This window comes from Vibrio cionasavignyae (assembly GCF_050337155.1).
GTDB classification, from domain to species: Bacteria; Pseudomonadota; Gammaproteobacteria; order Enterobacterales; family Vibrionaceae; genus Vibrio; species Vibrio nomapromontoriensis.
This window is the reverse complement of the sequence record NZ_JAKJSR010000009.1, coordinates 17215-34016: the sequence shown is the minus strand read 5'-3', so window position 1 is coordinate 34016 and position 16802 is coordinate 17215. Positions and strand designations below refer to the sequence as shown.

Below are 16802 nucleotides of genomic sequence, written 5' to 3'. Positions count from 1 at the left end.
ACTGCATGAAACCCTCATTACAACTCAAGCTAGGTCAACAGTTAGCAATGACACCACAGTTGCAGCAAGCCATTCGCTTATTGCAACTGTCTACACTCGACCTTCAACAAGAAATTCAAGAAGCTTTGGATTCGAACCCGCTACTTGATGTTGAAGAGTCAGTAGAAGAGACAAGCGCTAATGAAGAAAAGAACAGCCTAGAAAAAAAAGAGGACTCCAGTCTTGAGGCGACAAGCGAGCCAGAGCCTAAAGATAGCTCGGAGCTCATCGAGTCTTCTGAGATAACCAATGATCTAGAAATAGATACCACTTGGGATGACGTCTACAGCGCCAATACAGGCAACACGGGCATTAGCTTAGATGACGACCTACCGATCTACCAAGGCGAAACGACGCAATCACTGCAAGACTACCTTATTTGGCAGCTCGATCTTACGCCGTTTTCTGACACCGACCGAGCAATTGCGCTAGCCGTTATTGACGCTATTGACAGCCAAGGCTATCTCACTCAATCGTGTGAAGAGTTACTCGAAAGTGTCGATATCAACGATCTTGAACTTGATGAAGTAGAAGCGGTCCGTAAACGTATTCAGCAATTTGATCCATTAGGTGTTGCATCCGTTAATTTACAAGATTGCCTTTTACTGCAACTGGCCACATTCCCTGAAGACACCCCATGGCTACATGAAGCCAGACTCATTTTAGCGCATCATATTGACCAATTAGGCAATCGTGATTACAAACTCGTGATTAAAGAGACTAAGCTAAAAGAGACAGAGCTTCGAGAAGTCCTACAGCTTATTCAGCAACTCGACCCTCGCCCGGGCAGTAAGATCACACCAGATGAAACCGAGTATGTGGTTCCTGATGTCTCTGTCTTTAAAGACCGTGGTAAGTGGGTGGTACAAATAAACCCAGACAGCGTGCCACGATTAAAGGTCAACCAACAATACGCGCAGCTAGGCATGGGGAATAGCGCGGATAGCCAATACATTCGCTCAAACCTTCAAGAGGCGAAATGGTTAATCAAAAGCCTAGAGAGTCGAAACGAGACTCTGCTCAAAGTCGCAAAGTGCATTGTTGAGCATCAGCATGACTTCTTTGAGTATGGTGAAGAAGCGATGAAACCGATGGTATTGAATGACGTTGCGTTAGCGGTTGATATGCACGAGTCAACAATATCTAGGGTTACAACACAAAAGTATATGCATACACCACGTGGTATTTTTGAACTGAAATATTTCTTTTCAAGTCACGTATCGACAGACAATGGTGGTGAGTGTTCCTCTACCGCTATTCGAGCCCTTATCAAGAAGCTTGTTGCTGGAGAAAATTCAGCCAAGCCATTGAGCGATAGTAAAATCGCAGCTCAGTTAGCTGACCAAGGCATCCAAGTTGCTAGACGGACCATAGCAAAATATCGAGAGTCCTTAGGCATCGCCCCTTCAAGTCAGCGCAAACGCCTACTTTAAGGCCCATAACCAAAAAGGAAAGTCTATGCAAATTCAAATCCAAGGCCACCATGTTGATCTTACTGAGTCAATGCAAGACTACGTTAATAGTAAATTTCAGAAACTAGAACGCTTTTTTGATCATATAAATACCATTCAAGTGATATTACGTGTTGAAAAATTAAATCAGATCGCTGAAGCTACGCTCCACATAAATCAAGCTGAAATTCATGCGACAGCAGAAGACGAGAGTATGTACGCCGCTATAGACTCACTCGTTGATAAGCTTGTCCGACAATTGAATAAGCACAAAGAAAAAATAAGTAATCACTAACATGCAAATAAGTGAAGTATTGACTCTGGACTGCACAAAAAGTGCAGTTCCTTGTACGAGTAAAAAACGCGCCCTCGAAATCATCAGTGAAATTGCCGCTGAACAAACGGGTCAAAGCTCAACAGAATTGTTTGAGTGCATGCTAAACCGCGAAAAAGTCGGCAGTACTGGTATTGGGAATGGTATTGCGATTCCTCACGCACGAATGCAAGATAGCGATAAAGCTGTCGCTATCTTATTGCAGTGCCAAGAGCCTGTTGAGTTTGATTCGATAGATAATCGACCTGTTGATTTGATGTTTGCATTACTAGTTCCTGACGCTCAATGTAAAGAGCACCTTAAGACACTATCGTGCATGGCTGAGCGCTTGAACGATAAAGTTGTACTTAAGCAACTACGTAAAGCCCAAAGTGATCAAGAGCTTTACGACATTATCGTTAGCCACTAATTATACAGAGTCAGAATTATGCGATTGGTTGTTGTAAGTGGGCATTCTGGAGCAGGAAAAAGTGTTGCTCTAAGAGTACTAGAAGACTCTGGTTATTACTGCGTGGATAACCTACCCGTCGATTTACTTGACCATTTTGTTGAGAGTACTCAAGACTCTCAACAAAATGTTGCTGTTAGCATCGATATCAGAAACCTACCAGAGAATCTCAACCAACTCAGTATCAAGCTTGATGAGTTAGCTAAGCAGCATGACGTAAAAGTGTTGTTTCTCGATGCGACGAAATCGGTTCTTCTTACTCGCTACAGCGAGACAAGACGAATTCACCCACTTTCACAGCAAAAAGAAAAGCTCTCGCTCGAGCAAGCGATCGATCTTGAGCACAAACTATTAAAGCCAATCAAAGAACAAGCTGACTACTTAATCGATTCCAGCAAGCGTTCCATTCACGATCTTAGTGAAACTATTCGCATTGAACTAGAAGGCAAAGAAAAGAAAGAACTGGTGATGGTGTTCCAATCATTCGGATTCAAATATGGAATGCCTAACGATGCCGACTACGTTTTTGACGTGCGCTTTCTCCCTAACCCTCACTGGCAACCCGAATTAAGACCACTGACTGGCCTTGACGCGCCTATCAAGTCATTTCTTGAATCACATCCAGAAGTCATTGAATTGAAGTTGCAAATCCAAAACTTCATTGAGCGATGGTTGCCGATGCTAGAGAAAAACAACCGCAGCTACCTAACCGTTGCTATCGGCTGTACAGGGGGCAAACACCGCTCAGTTTATATCACACAACAAATCGGTGAATACTTCGCTCAAAGCGGGCATCAGGTCCAAATACGGCATGCTTCGCTAGAATATCATCAATAGGAACCCTTCATGTCGACATCCCGAACCGTTTTGATTCAGAATCGTTTAGGGTTGCACGCTCGTGCAGCCGTCAAACTCGTCGAACTTGCACAAAGCTTTCATGCAACCGTTACTATCTGTAATCACGAACAAAAAGAAGCGACGGCGGACAGTGTCATGGGGTTACTGATGCTAGAGTCAGCTCAAGGCGAGTTCATCACTATCAAGGCTGATGGAGAACAAGCAGAGCAAGCCCTACAAGCGGTTTGTGAACTGGTTGAGCATCGTTTTGATGAAGATGAGTAAGCCAATTCTTAGCGAGTAAAAATTTCGCATCGCCATTCATACGTTGTTATTAATTAACGTGTAGAATTAGGCTAATATTCAGTACATTAAAGCAGTTAAGTTCAAGGGGTAGCCATGGCAGAGCAAATAGAATTCGACCAAGCTCACCAAACGCTCCAAGAAGTAAGTGAAGCACTAGAAAATGGTCGCTTTGTTTACGTACGCAGACAGCTTCAGGATATGGAACCTGAAGACATTGCTCACCTTCTCGAGGCCTCCCCTCGTAAAAGTCGCGACGTCCTTTGGCAACTCACTGACCCTGAAGACTATGGCGAAATTCTTGATGAATTAAATGAAGACGTCAAAGACAATCTCGTGTCAAAAATGGCACCAGAAAAACTGGCGGAAGCAACTGAAGGCATGGACACCGATGATGTCGCCTATGTCTTACGAAGCTTACCAGATGACGTTTCACGCGAAGTATTGTCTCAAATGGACACGGCTGATAGGCAACGTGTAGAGACTGCCCTCTCTTATCCAGAAGACAGCGCCGGCGGTATCATGAATACCGACGTAATTACTATTCGTGGTGATGTGGATGTCGATGTAGTACTTCGCTACCTTCGCATGCGAGGCGAGCTACCAGAGGCAACTGACGCTCTCTATGTCATCGACGAAGAAAGCATGCTTATCGGACATTTGTCCCTCAGTACTATTTTAACAACGCAGCCTGATGTAAAAGTTATTGATGTTATGGATGATGCCGACGAGGCTATCCATGTGGAAACTAGTGATTCCGATGTCGCATCTTTATTTGAACGTCGAGACTGGGTATCGGCACCGGTTGTGGATAGTGATCATCACCTTGTTGGTCGTATTACGATCGATGATGTGGTCGATATTATTCGAGAAGACGCCGAGCACTCCATGATGAGTATGGCGGGTATGGACGATGATGAAGATACGTTTGCACCTGTCGTTAAATCCGCAAGGCGTCGAAGTGTGTGGCTTGGTGCTAACGTTCTAGCAGCACTTGCTGCTGCTTCTGTTTCTAATATGTTTGAAGCCACCTTAGAGCAAATGGCCGCTATCGCCGTGCTGATGACTATTGTACCTTCAATGGGAGGGGTTGCAGGGAACCAAACCGTCGCCTTGGTCATTAGAGGTCTGGCATTAGGTCACATTGGTGACAGTAACAAGCGCGAGCTATTACTTAAAGAAGCGGCAATAGGCTTTCTAAACGGCATACTCTGGGCATTAATTATTGGTGGCATTGTCGTGGCGTGGAAAGGAAACTGGATGCTAGGAGGCATTATTTCAGCCGCGATGCTTACCAACTTACTCGTGGCAGGTATTGCTGGGGTAACCATCCCTATTTTCCTGAAGAAACTGAACATTGACCCGGCGCTTGCGGGGGGCATGGCATTGACGACGATTACCGATGTAATCGGTTTATCTGTCTTCCTTGGCTTAGCGACTGTACTCCTCACGTAATCGTATTCGCCGCTCTATCCAATGGTAAGTCCCTAGAATTATCGTCATATTAGGGCCTTATCTCTCGACATAGAGCCCAGAAATAAAGATAACACCATAAAAAAACGGAGCCCAATGGGCTCCGTTTTTATTTGAGAACGCTAGTTTAATAGCATTACTTCTTAGCAAGTTTCTCTTTGATACGAGCTGACTTACCAGAACGCTCACGTAGGTAGTACAACTTGGCACGACGTACTGCACCACGGCGTTTAACTTCGATGCTATCAACCATTGGAGAGTGAGTTTGGAACGTACGCTCAACACCTTCACCGTTCGAGATTTTACGAACTGTGAATGCAGAGTGAAGACCACGGTTACGAATAGCGATTACAACGCCTTCGTATGCCTGTAGACGCTCACGGTCACCTTCTTTTACTTTAACCTGAACTACAACAGTGTCACCTGGTGCAAATTTAGGTAGGCCTGATTTCATTTGCTCTTCTTCAAGAGCCTTGATGATGTTACTCATGTTCTTAAATTCCTAGAATAAACTGATACTAAAATAAATAGGTTACTGCTTACTTTTCATCTAAACGATACGCTTTGATAAATTCAGCCAGTAATTGTTCCTGTTCGTCAGTCAGAGCTAGGTTTTCCAGGAGTTCCGGTCTTCTTAGCCAAGTACGGCCCAACGACTGTTGTAGTCGCCAGCGACGAATGTCTTTGTGATTTCCAGACTTTAATACACTCGGTATTTCCAGTCCATCCAGCACGTCAGGGCGCGTGTAATGCGGACAATCCAACAAACCATTTGCAAAAGAATCTTCTTCTGCTGACGCAAAGTCACCCAATACTCCCGGAACAAACCGAGACACTGAATCAATCAACGTCATGGCTGGGATTTCCCCACCCGTCATCACAAAATCTCCAATTGACCATTCTTCGTCAACTTCAGTTTGGATGATGCGCTCATCTACCCCTTCATAGCGACCACATATCAACACTAGGTTGTCGTTCTTCGCTAATTCCTCTACCCCTTGTTGGTCGAGTTTACGACCTTGGGGAGACAGGTAAATCACTTTCGTCTTACCCGGTGATGCAGCTTTGGCAGCTGTAATGGCATCGCGCAAAGGCTGAACCATCATCAACATACCTGGACCACCACCGTAAGGTCTATCATCGACAGTGCGATGCTTGTCATGAGTGAAATCTCGAGGATTCCAAGTCTCAATAGACAATAAACCTTTTTTAACCGCTTGACCTGTTACTCCGTAGTCAGTAACGCTGCGGAACATGTCTGGAAACAGGCTAATTATGCCAACCCACATCTGTTCTCTCGCTCTATTGGTTACCAGCTACTGGATTAGAATCCAGGATCCCAGTCAACTTCGATCCGTCGAGCTTCGCGATCAACATTTTTGATCACTTGCTCTTCAAGGTACGGTACCAACCGTTCCTTTTGCCCGAAAGCATCTTTAAGATTTGCTTTCACTACCAAAACATCATTTGAACCGGTTTCCAACATGTCAGTTACTTCACCTAAGTCGTAACCTTTTGTCGTAAACACTTTCATTCCAAACAATTCACGCCAGTAGAATTCATCTTCTGACAGTTCAGGCAGCACCGCTGGGTCGATTGCGATTTCAAAGTTAGTCAGTAGGTGAGCTTCTTCTCGAACCTCTAAACCTTCTAGTTTACACACCATACCTTTGTTATGGCGCTTCCAACTTTCAACCTTAACCTCAACCCATTTGCCCTTCTGGTTAATATACCAAGGGCTGTAATCAAAAAGGTTTTCAGGATCGTCTGTATAGGAAAAAACTTTCAGCCATCCACGAATGCCATAAGTAGAACCTAATTTACCTACAACAATTCTTTCGCTTTGGTTACTCATCGTGTCTTTACCTTTCATCGACATACTGCTTACTGAGCTAATAATTAAGCCGCTTTTTGAGCGTCTTTAACTAGCTTAGCTACGCGGTCAGAAACTGTAGCGCCTTGGCTAACCCAGTGGTTAACGCGCTCTAGATCTAGACGTAGGCCTTCTTCTTGACCTTGAGCAGTTGGGTTAAAGAAACCTACTTTCTCAATGAAACGACCAGTTGCAGCATTGCGGCTATCCGCTACTACGATTTGATAGAATGGACGCTTCTTCGCGCCGTGACGTGCCAAACGAATGGTTACCATATCGTCCTCTTTGCTTTCTCAATAATAAAAATGACCTCAGAAGTGTTTCTCTTATGAAAAACCTGAGGTCTCGTGCCAAAATAAAGCCCCGGAATTTTACTCTTATTCCGTTTCAATGCAAGGTATTTAGCTATTTTTTCACCAGCACAATCGTGAGCTTAGCAACGTGACTGAGTTAACAGTTTGAAAAATAAGCTCGCTGATAACTAAAATCACAACTCTTCATTGGTTAAATTTCAACCTCACATGTACATCCAGACCGATTGATACGTCGTTATGGTTAAACGAGGACTACTTCACTATCGAGGGGATGATAAAAAGGGTTACGGCCTATGCACGTAACCCTTTTTATCAGTCAAAACGATGGCGCTATTAATAGGTCGTATTTGCTAGTTCATCCCATCGTAAAGCGAGAGTATTAGCGCCCGAATGGATTAAAACCACCACCGCCACCCATGCCGCCCATCATGCCTTGCATATTACGCATCATGCCGCGCATGCCGCCTTTTTGCATTTTCTTCATCATCTTCTGCATCTGTGTAAACTGCTTAAGTAGACGATTAACATCTTGAACTTGAGTACCAGAACCCGCAGCAATACGCTTTTTACGCGAGCCTTTAATAAGCTCTGGACGCTGGCGCTCTTTCATCGTCATAGAGTTGATGATGGCTTCCATCTGCTTAAACATTCTGTCATCAACTTTATCTTTAACATTATCTGGGACGTTCGACATGCCTGGTAGCTTGTCCATCATTCCCATCATTCCACCCATATTTTGCATTTGGCCAAGCTGTTCACGGAAGTCTTCAAGGTCAAAACCTTTCTTTTCCTTAAACTTCTTAGCCATTTTTTCGGCTTTTTCGGTATCGACATTACGCTGTAGATCTTCAATCAGCGACAGCACATCGCCCATACCTAAAATACGCGAGGCTACACGATCAGGATGGAATGGTTCAAGTGCGTCAGTTTTTTCACCCACACCCAAGAATTTGATTGGCTTACCCGTAATATGACGAACCGATAAGGCTGCACCACCACGCGCATCACCATCGACTTTAGTCAGTACGACACCAGTTAATGGCAGCATATCGCCAAATGCCTTTGCGGTATTCGCAGCATCTTGACCTGTCATCGCATCAACTACGAACAGCGTTTCAACTGGATCGATAGCCGCGTGAAGATCGCGGATCTCTTCCATCATTTCATGGTCAACCGCTAGGCGACCCGCCGTATCGACAATCAGAACATCGTAGAATTTCTTCTTGGCATGTTCGATAGCATTATTGGCAATATCAATAGGTTTTTGATCAGCCGATGAAGGAAAGAAATCAACACCCACATCGCCAGCCAATGTCTCGAGTTGTTTGATCGCAGCAGGGCGATAAACATCCGCAGATACCACGAGAACTTTCTTCTTCTCACGCTCATGGAGCATTTTAGAAAGTTTACCAACACTGGTCGTTTTACCGGCACCTTGCAGACCAGCCATCAAAATAACGGCAGGTGGCTGCGCGGCAAGATCCAAAGCTTCATTTGATTCGCCCATCACGGACTCAAGCTCAGCTTGAACAATCTTAATGAACTCTTGGCCAGGTGTCAGTGACTTCGATACTTCAACACCAACGGCGCGCTCTTTAACGCCTTTGATAAACTCACGAATAACAGGCAGTGCCACGTCCGCTTCTAGAAGCGCCATGCGAACTTCGCGCAACGTGTCTTTAATATTATCTTCGGTCAAGCGACCTTTACCGCTGATGTTCTTCAGCGTTTTGGATAGACGATCCGTTAAATTCTCAAACATTTTTTTCTCTTCGCTTAAAAATTGCGATCAATTATGGTCAGTATACCTTAGCCAGCGATCAGAGTCATACTTAACAAGATCAAATACTAATCAATACTTTTTACATATGACGTAGCTCATTGGGTCGATGCAGGGTATAATTCAAGCTCTAAACCATAGATTTTTAGGCAAAATGGACAGTTTAATCGCAACTTCTGCAGCCATTTTTTATGCGCTTGCTATCGCTACTATTATCCCAGGCTTGGTTCAACAAGTCGGGATCCGCACGAAAACTGTTCTCACCAGTGCTTCGCTAGCACTGCTGTGTCATGCCTGGTTGCTAAGTGATCTTATCCTAAGTGGCTCAGGACAAAACCTTAGCATCCTAAATGTCGCTTCGCTCATCGGCTTCATCATTTCACTGTTTATGAGTGTAGCGATGATGAAAACGCGTATTTGGTTTTTACTGCCTGTCGTCTATAGCTTTGCTGCGATTAATTTATCCGTCGCTGCGTTTGTACCGACCGCCTTCATTACGCACTTAGAGCATAACCCAAAGCTATTACTTCATATTGCTTTAGCACTGTTTTCGTATTCCACGCTATCAATTGGGGCGCTGTACGCCATTCAACTTGCTTGGCTCGATCACAAACTAAAAAATAAGAAAGCGTTGGGCATCAACCCAAACTTACCCCCATTAATGATGGTGGAAAGGCAACTTTTCAAGATCATTTTAATTGGAACCGCTCTACTCAGTGCCACACTGATCACAGGTTTCATCTTTGTCCAAGATATGTTTGCTCAAGGCAAGGCACATAAGGGTATTCTATCATTCATGGCATGGGTGATTTACTCGGTGCTACTTTGGGGTCACTACCATAAGGGATGGCGTGGTAAAAAAGTGACTTGGTTTGCGATTGCAGGCGCAACACTGCTCACCTTGGCGTACTTTGGTAGTCGCTTTGTTCAAGAAATCATACTCAACTAATTCAGAATGACGCTTCGCTCACTGTTATTCAAAAGTAGCATTGACATCAAGCGTCAACTCGCTCATTAATTGACCAATACTATTATTAAAGGAACGGATACGTTTTGGACGACATTTCGACCGGTATTTTATTTGCAGTTCTCGCAGGTCTGATTGTAATTTCCGGCTATTTTTCTGGTTCAGAGACAGGGATGATGTCTTTGAATCGCTATCGACTCAAACATCTCTCAAAAACAGGTCACAAAGGTGCGAAGCGCGTGGAACGATTATTAAATCGTCCAGACCGCCTTATTGGCTTGATCCTTATCGGCAATAACCTCGTCAATATTCTCGCATCCGCGATTGCAACCGTTATTGGCTTACGCCTCTACGGTGATGTTGGTGTCGCTATAGCTACAGGGGCCTTGACCCTTGTTATTTTAGTTTTTGCGGAAGTCACGCCAAAAACACTAGCCTCTCTCTATCCCGAGCGAGTGTCTTTCATGAGCAGTATCTTACTTACCATTTTAATGAAAGTGCTCTCGCCTCTTGTCATTCTAGTTAACTTCATTACTAATGGGTTTATTCGACTACTTGGTATTAAAGCTAACCACACCGATGAAGATCATCTAAGCTCTGAAGAATTACGTACTGTGGTCAATGAAGCTGGCTCATTAATCCCTAGACGTCACCAAGACATGCTGATTTCTATTTTGGATCTTGAGCATGTCACCGTGAACGACATTATGATTCCGCGTAATGAAATCACTGGCATCAACATCAATGATGACTGGAAGTCTATTGTGCGTCAGCTAACACACTCGCCTCATGGCCGAGTAGTACTTTATCGCGATCAAATCGATGAAGTTGTCGGCATGCTAAGACTCCGTGAGTCTTATCGCCTTATGCTGGAAAAAAATGAATTCACTAAAGAAACCCTGCTACGCAGCGCTGATGAGGTCTACTTTATTCCAGAAGGTACTCCCCTCAACGTACAGATGCTAAAGTTTCAGCGCAATAAACAGCGAATTGGCCTTATCGTCGACGAATATGGCGACATCAACGGCCTTGTAACGTTAGAAGATATTTTAGAAGAGATTATTGGTGAGTTTACCACTTCAATCGCCCCAACCTTAGCCGAAGAGATTTCTCCACAAGGTGACGGCAGTTTCTTAATCGAAGGCAGCGCCAATATAAGAGATATCAACAAGGGGCTAAAGTGGTCACTTCCCACAGATGGTCCAAGAACGCTTAATGGCTTGATGCTCGAGTACTTAGAGGACATTCCCGAAAGTCACCTTAGCGTAGAAGTAGCTGACCACTTGATGGAAATTGTCGAACTAGAAGAAAACCGAATCAAGATGGTTAAGGTATTTCCGAAAAATCATCAAGCTTAATAGACATAGCTTCTACCTAATAAAAAAACGGCTCATCAAAGAGCCGTTTTTTCGTTACCAGTTACCAGAGAAGGGAATCAGTTGATGTTTGGTCCAAGCCATTTTTCAGCTTCAACTCTATCCCAACCTTTGCGATCGGCATAACTCAACAATTGATCTTCTTGAATTTGAGCTATCGCAAAATAACGTGAATCTGGATGCGAGAAATACCAACCAGACACCGATGCTCCAGGCCACATCGCATAGCTTGTCGTTAACGACATATTGATCGATTCTTCCACTTGAAGTAAATCCCAAAGCGGTCCTTTCTCAGTATGCTCTGGACACGCAGGATAACCTGGTGCAGGTCGAATACCTTGGTATTTTTCACGAATAAGATCTTCATTATCTAATGACTCATCGGGAGCATAGCCCCAAATGTCTTTACGAACACGAACATGCAAGTATTCCGCAAACGCTTCTGCCAGCCTGTCAGCAACGGCCTGAATCATAATCGCGTTATAATCATCACCATTGGCTTTATATTCATCGGCTAACTCTCGCTCTCCAATCCCACCAGTTACCGCAAAAGCACCAATCCAGTCTTGCTTGCCACTATTTTTCGGCGCAATGTAATCAGAAAGACAGTAGTTATAACCTTTCGGCTTCTTAGTCTGTTGCCTTAGATTGCACAGTAACTGTTTAACTTCGGTTCGAGATTCATCGGTATACACTTCAATATCATCATCGACACTCGACGCAGGGAATAAACCGCAGATGCCTCGCGCTTTAAGTAGCCCTTCTTTTTCGACGCGATCAAGCATGTCATTCGCATCTTTAAATAATCGCTTCGCCTCTTCTCCCACTTCTTCATGTTCAAAGATTTTCGGGTATTTACCCATTAGCGTCCACGTCATGAAAAATGGCGTCCAATCGATATATTCACGCAACGCCGCAACATCAAAGTCATCAAAAATATGGATGCCAGGCTTTAATGGCGCGGGAGGTGTATAGTTATCCCAATCAATCGCGACTTTATTATCTCTTGCTTGCTCAAGCGTAACGGGCGCTGTTCTAGGCTTCTTACGGTTATGCTGATCACGAACACGTTCATAATCGACATCAAGCTTGCTAACAAAATCAGGCTTCAGCTCGTTTGACAATAATGAAGTACACACTCCCACGGCTCGTGATGCATTGTTAACATAGACGACAGGTTGACTGTAGTTTTGTTCAATTTTGACGGCGGTATGGGCTTTAGAGGTAGTAGCGCCACCGATGAGCAATGGTAGATCAAAACCCTGCCGCTCCATTTCTTTGGCGACATGCACCATTTCATCTAGCGATGGGGTAATCAATCCTGATAGACCAATAATATCGACGTTCTCTTCCTTCGCTACCTTCAGGATTTTTTCACACGGCACCATGACGCCTAGATCAATAATCTCATAGTTATTACATTGCAGTACCACACCGACAATGTTCTTTCCGATGTCGTGAACATCGCCTTTTACAGTAGCAAGCAATATTTTACCGTTAGTAGAGCCTGCTTCTTTCATGGCATTAATGAAAGGTTCTAAATGTGCCACCGCCTGCTTCATAACTCGAGCAGACTTCACTACCTGAGGTAGGAACATTTTCCCTTCACCAAATAAATCACCTACCACATTCATACCATCCATTAACGGACCTTCAATGACATGTAGTGGTTTTTCGGCATTAATGCGCGCTTCTTCGGTATCCTCAACAATATACTCGGTAATGCCTTTAACCAGAGCATGCTCTAAACGTTTTTCGACCGACCAAGTGCGCCATTCAAGTGCGCTGGCATCTTCTTCCTTACCAACGCCTTTCCCTGCATACTCTGCGGCAATATCAAGTAGCCTTTCGGTACCATCATCACGACGGTTCAATACCACATCTTCAACCGCTTCACGGAGCTTATCCGGAACATTGTCGTAAATTTCTAATTGACCAGCGTTCACAATGCCCATATCCATACCATTTTTAAAACAGTGGTAAAGGAACACGGCATGAATCGCTTCACGAACATAATTGTTGCCACGGAACGAAAACGAAACGTTCGAGACACCACCGGAGATCATGGCGTGAGGCAGATCTCGTTTGATATCTGCAACGGCTTCAATAAAATCGACGGCATAATTGTTATGCTCATCAATGCCCGTCGCAACAGCGAATATATTGGGGTCAAAAATAATATCTTCGGGCGGGAAGCCGACTTCATCCACCAGCACACGATAAGCTTCAGTACAAATTTCAATTTTTCTTTCGCGTGTATCCGCTTGGCCCACTTCATCAAATGCCATCACAATGACAGCTGCGCCATAACGACGAATCAGCTTAGCTTGCGCGACAAATTTTTCCTTGCCTTCTTTTAACGAAATCGAGTTAACGATCCCTTTACCTTGGATGCATTTCAATCCCGCCTCGATCACTTCCCACTTAGAGGAGTCGACCATAATCGGCACTTTAGATATCTCAGGCTCTGACGCACAAAGATTTAAAAATCGCACCATACAGGCTTCGGCATCCAACATACCTTCATCCATATTGATATCGATGATCTGTGCACCGTTTTCAACTTGCTGCCTAGCGACTTCAAGTGCTTCATCATAGAGCTCTTCTTTGATAAGACGCTTAAAACGAGCAGAGCCTGTCACATTGGTTCGCTCACCAACGTTAATAAACAAGCTGTCTTTTTCTATGGTCAGTGGCTCAAGACCTGACAGTCTACATGCAACAGGAATCTCAGGTAATGGGCGAGGCGTTACACCTTCCACGGCTAGCGCCATCTGACGAATATGTTCAGGGGTGGTTCCACAACATCCCCCGACTAGGTTTAGAAAACCACTTTGTGCCCATTCACCAATGTGCTCAGCCATGTCTTCAGGCGATAAATCATACTCGCCAAATGCGTTAGGAAGGCCTGCGTTAGGGTGAGCGGAAATATAGCCTTCACCAATACGGGAAATTTCTTGTACGTATTGACGTAGTTCATCAGGACCTAGCGCGCAGTTAAGGCCAAACGAGATAGGATTGACATGACGCAATGCGTTATAAAAAGCTTCGGTGGTTTGTCCGGATAACGTACGTCCAGACGCGTCGGTGATGGTGCCCGAAATCATTATAGGCAAATCGATATCGAGCTCTTCAAGTACCGTTTCAACCGCAAATGCACAAGCCTTAGCATTCAGCGTATCAAATACAGTTTCGATAAGAATAAGATCCGAACCACCTTTAATCAGTGCTCGTGTTGATTCAGAGTAAGCCACAACGAGCTCATCAAATGAGACATTACGATAACCTGGATCATTCACGTCAGGAGAAATTGAACATGTTCGGTTTGTTGGACCTAAAACCCCAGCGACAAACCTTGGTTTATCTGGATTTTTTGCCGTCCACTCATCGGCAACCTCACGAGCAAGGCGTGCCGCTTCAAAGTTAATCTCATCACTTAGAGATTCCATGTCATAATCGGCCATCGCTATCGTGGTGGCGTTAAATGTATTGGTTTCAAGGATATCGGCACCAGCCTCTAAATAAGCACCGTGGATTTCTTTGATAAGATCAGGTTGAGATAAAACCAGAAGATCATTATTACCTTTAAGATCGGATGGCCAATCAGCAAAACGTTCTCCTCGATAATCGGCTTCTTCCAACTTATAGCCTTGAATCATCGTCCCCATCCCACCATCAATCAGTAGGATGCGTTTTTTCAATTGAGTCTCAATCACTTGTCTAATGCTGCTTACCACAATACTGCCTCGTTCCTTGCTGTTGTAGCCATCCTATCATAGTAACTTTAGAAATCTAGACGTCTAAAATAACTTTTGAGTGCTTTATTTCCAACCAAACTAACCAAGTCCAATCTCTCTCGCAACCTTTTCGTTACTTCCCATGTCATAACAAGAATAAAAATAAAATTCAGGCAAAGAAAGTCATTCAATGACCAAACGTTCTATACCTAAAAGGTATGAATTTTCAATTAGTGATTGATCTTCACTCACGACAGGAACAAAATCCCATTCACAATTTATTACAATTAAGGTGATTTAATGTCCGTTTATCAGACACTCTGTTTTTTGTCTGCGGCAGCCATGCTGATTGCATTCATCAATAGTAAGATCGGTAAAATGCAAACCACCATCGCAATTACTGCGGGAGCCATGATACTTTCTTTGATGATTCTCATTGGAGGACAAAACGGTTGGTTCGATCTAACGGGTGTCGCCTCTAAAATGGTCGCCAATATTAATTTTGAAGACTTTCTTCTCAAAGGTATTTTAGGCTTTCTTCTGTTCGCCGGTGGCCTAGGCATCAAATTGCCCCACCTGAAAGATCAACGGTGGGAGATCACCGTATTGGCATTAGGCGCGACGTTATTTTCAACCTTTTTTATTGGCACTGTTCTTTATGGCTTCTGTCAGTTTATTGGCGTGCCATTTGACCTAATTTACTGCTTACTCTTTGGCGCGCTTATCTCCCCGACCGATCCTATCGCCGTGTTAGCTATTGTAAAAAAACTGGATGCGCCTGAGCGAATTTCAACACAAGTAGAGGGCGAATCTCTATTCAACGATGGCTTTGGCTTAGTGATTTTCGTTACGTTATACACCATTGCCTTTGGCAACGAAGCTCCTAGTTTGACTGGCGTTTCCTTACTCTTCTTGCAAGAGGCCGTCGGCGGCATTGTTTATGGCTTCTTACTTGGTCTACTGTTTCATTATCTAATAAGTGCAACAGATGACCACTCAATGGAATTGTTGCTTACCATTGGCATTCCGACTGCAGGTTATGCCTTCGCTGATGTCCTACACGTCTCTGGCCCACTATCCATGGTGGTATCAGGTATCATGATTGGCAACTGGACTCGCTATATTGGTTTTTCAAAAGAATCAGAAGAGCACCTTGACCATTTCTGGGAATTGGTCGATGAATTTTTAAATGGCGTGCTGTTCCTATTGATTGGTATGTCGATGCTCCTCTTTCAATTTCATGAAGAAGATTGGATTCTGATGGCTTTCTCCATTCCACTGGTATTAGGAGCCCGGTATTTAAGTGTGGCACTTTCTTACGTCGGTTTTAAGCGCTTTAGGCGCTACAACCCATGGTCGATAAGAATACTCACTTGGGGCGGTTTAAGGGGAGGACTAGCGCTTGCTATGGCATTATCAATACCAGCAGGGGTGTGGGTAATTGAAGATAAACTCATCGACGTGAAAGAGATTATCCTCGTCATGACGTACTCTGTGGTTGTGTTCTCGATTTTAATCCAAGGCTCAACTATTACCCCTATGATTGAAAAAGCCAAGTTAGCAGAAAAAGCCATGGCGAATAAAGATTCGACTCCAACTGATATTTCATCAGATAAGACTGAGTAGTACATTCTATTTCAATGAATTCAGGGAGCAGAAATGACGGATAATCTTTGTTAACTCCGTTCTGCTCTCTCTGCTCCCTCTGTAACAAGCGATAAATACAACCGAGAGAGCTGTAGAGGCCGATACCAGCACCAACCCTAACCACCCTATACCCCATTAACCAGAACCCAATGGTGAAGCTAGAAAGTGGCAAAGCGATAAGGTACTGAATAAAGAAGAAATACGACGGGGATAACGAAAGCGC

Annotated in this window: 15 protein-coding genes; 9 read left to right on the top strand and 6 right to left on the bottom strand. The window is 44.1% G+C overall.

Annotation, left to right across the window (positions count from 1 at the left end):
- The first annotated feature begins 5 nt into the window (after positions 1-5).
- The 6 genes from L4D74_RS00750 to mgtE all read left to right on the top strand — a co-directional run bounded on the left by L4D74_RS00750 (position 6) and on the right by mgtE (position 4867).
- The gene (locus L4D74_RS00750) at positions 6-1472 is read left to right on the top strand and encodes an RNA polymerase factor sigma-54 (protein ID WP_428750289.1); all 1467 of its coding nucleotides are present in this window, start codon (positions 6-8) and stop codon (positions 1470-1472) included.
- 25 nt (positions 1473-1497) lie between these two features.
- Entirely contained in the window at positions 1498-1785 is a 288-nt protein-coding gene (hpf, locus tag L4D74_RS00745; RefSeq protein ID WP_265676343.1) for a ribosome hibernation promoting factor, read from the top strand.
- Between the two features lies 1 nt (position 1786).
- Positions 1787-2233, top strand: coding sequence for a PTS IIA-like nitrogen regulatory protein PtsN (ptsN, locus tag L4D74_RS00740; RefSeq protein ID WP_428750288.1), 447 nt, complete (start codon positions 1787-1789; stop codon positions 2231-2233).
- A gap of 18 nt (positions 2234-2251) precedes the next feature.
- Entirely contained in the window at positions 2252-3109 is an 858-nt protein-coding gene (gene rapZ / locus L4D74_RS00735; RefSeq protein ID WP_428750287.1) for an RNase adapter RapZ, read from the top strand.
- A gap of 9 nt (positions 3110-3118) precedes the next feature.
- Positions 3119-3394 carry an HPr family phosphocarrier protein gene (locus tag L4D74_RS00730; RefSeq protein WP_428750286.1) on the top strand — a complete coding sequence of 92 codons (276 nt, stop codon included), beginning with the start codon at positions 3119-3121 and terminating at the stop codon, positions 3392-3394.
- Between the two features lie 114 nt (positions 3395-3508).
- A complete protein-coding gene (mgtE, locus tag L4D74_RS00725; RefSeq protein WP_265676347.1) occupies positions 3509-4867 on the top strand; it encodes a magnesium transporter in 1359 nt (452 codons plus the stop codon).
- A 154-nt stretch (positions 4868-5021) separates the two neighbouring features.
- On the opposite strand, the gene rplS is transcribed toward mgtE, so the two are convergent.
- From rplS to ffh, 5 genes are all read right to left on the bottom strand, one after another.
- Positions 5022-5375: a 50S ribosomal protein L19 gene (rplS, locus tag L4D74_RS00720; protein ID WP_006074418.1), complete on the bottom strand. Its 354-nt coding sequence runs from the start codon at positions 5373-5375 to the stop codon at positions 5022-5024.
- A gap of 49 nt (positions 5376-5424) precedes the next feature.
- The gene (trmD, locus tag L4D74_RS00715) at positions 5425-6174 is read right to left on the bottom strand and encodes a tRNA (guanosine(37)-N1)-methyltransferase TrmD (protein ID WP_428750285.1); all 750 of its coding nucleotides are present in this window, start codon (positions 6172-6174) and stop codon (positions 5425-5427) included.
- Positions 6175-6209: 35 nt separating this feature from the next.
- The gene (rimM, locus tag L4D74_RS00710) at positions 6210-6764 is read right to left on the bottom strand and encodes a ribosome maturation factor RimM (protein WP_265676350.1); all 555 of its coding nucleotides are present in this window, start codon (positions 6762-6764) and stop codon (positions 6210-6212) included.
- Positions 6765-6784: 20 nt separating this feature from the next.
- Positions 6785-7033, bottom strand: a complete 249-nt coding sequence (rpsP, locus tag L4D74_RS00705; protein WP_250615891.1) for a 30S ribosomal protein S16 — start codon at positions 7031-7033, stop codon at positions 6785-6787.
- A 418-nt stretch (positions 7034-7451) separates the two neighbouring features.
- Positions 7452-8834, bottom strand: a complete 1383-nt coding sequence (gene ffh, locus L4D74_RS00700) for a signal recognition particle protein (RefSeq protein WP_428750284.1) — start codon at positions 8832-8834, stop codon at positions 7452-7454.
- 172 nt (positions 8835-9006) lie between these two features.
- Between ffh and L4D74_RS00695 the strand changes: the two genes are divergently transcribed.
- Both L4D74_RS00695 and L4D74_RS00690 read left to right on the top strand, forming a co-directional pair.
- Positions 9007-9801: a cytochrome C assembly family protein gene (locus L4D74_RS00695; RefSeq protein ID WP_428750283.1), complete on the top strand. Its 795-nt coding sequence runs from the start codon at positions 9007-9009 to the stop codon at positions 9799-9801.
- Between the two features lie 104 nt (positions 9802-9905).
- Positions 9906-11177, top strand: a complete 1272-nt coding sequence (locus tag L4D74_RS00690; protein WP_428750282.1) for an HlyC/CorC family transporter — start codon at positions 9906-9908, stop codon at positions 11175-11177.
- Between the two features lie 77 nt (positions 11178-11254).
- Here the strand turns inward: L4D74_RS00690 and metH are convergent, their stop codons facing one another.
- Positions 11255-14932 carry a methionine synthase gene (metH, locus tag L4D74_RS00685; protein WP_428750281.1) on the bottom strand — a complete coding sequence of 1226 codons (3678 nt, stop codon included), beginning with the start codon at positions 14930-14932 and terminating at the stop codon, positions 11255-11257.
- Between the two features lie 300 nt (positions 14933-15232).
- Between metH and L4D74_RS00680 the strand changes: the two genes are divergently transcribed.
- Positions 15233-16558, top strand: coding sequence for a cation:proton antiporter (locus tag L4D74_RS00680; RefSeq protein ID WP_428750280.1), 1326 nt, complete (start codon positions 15233-15235; stop codon positions 16556-16558).
- The last annotated feature ends 244 nt before the right edge of the window (positions 16559-16802 follow it).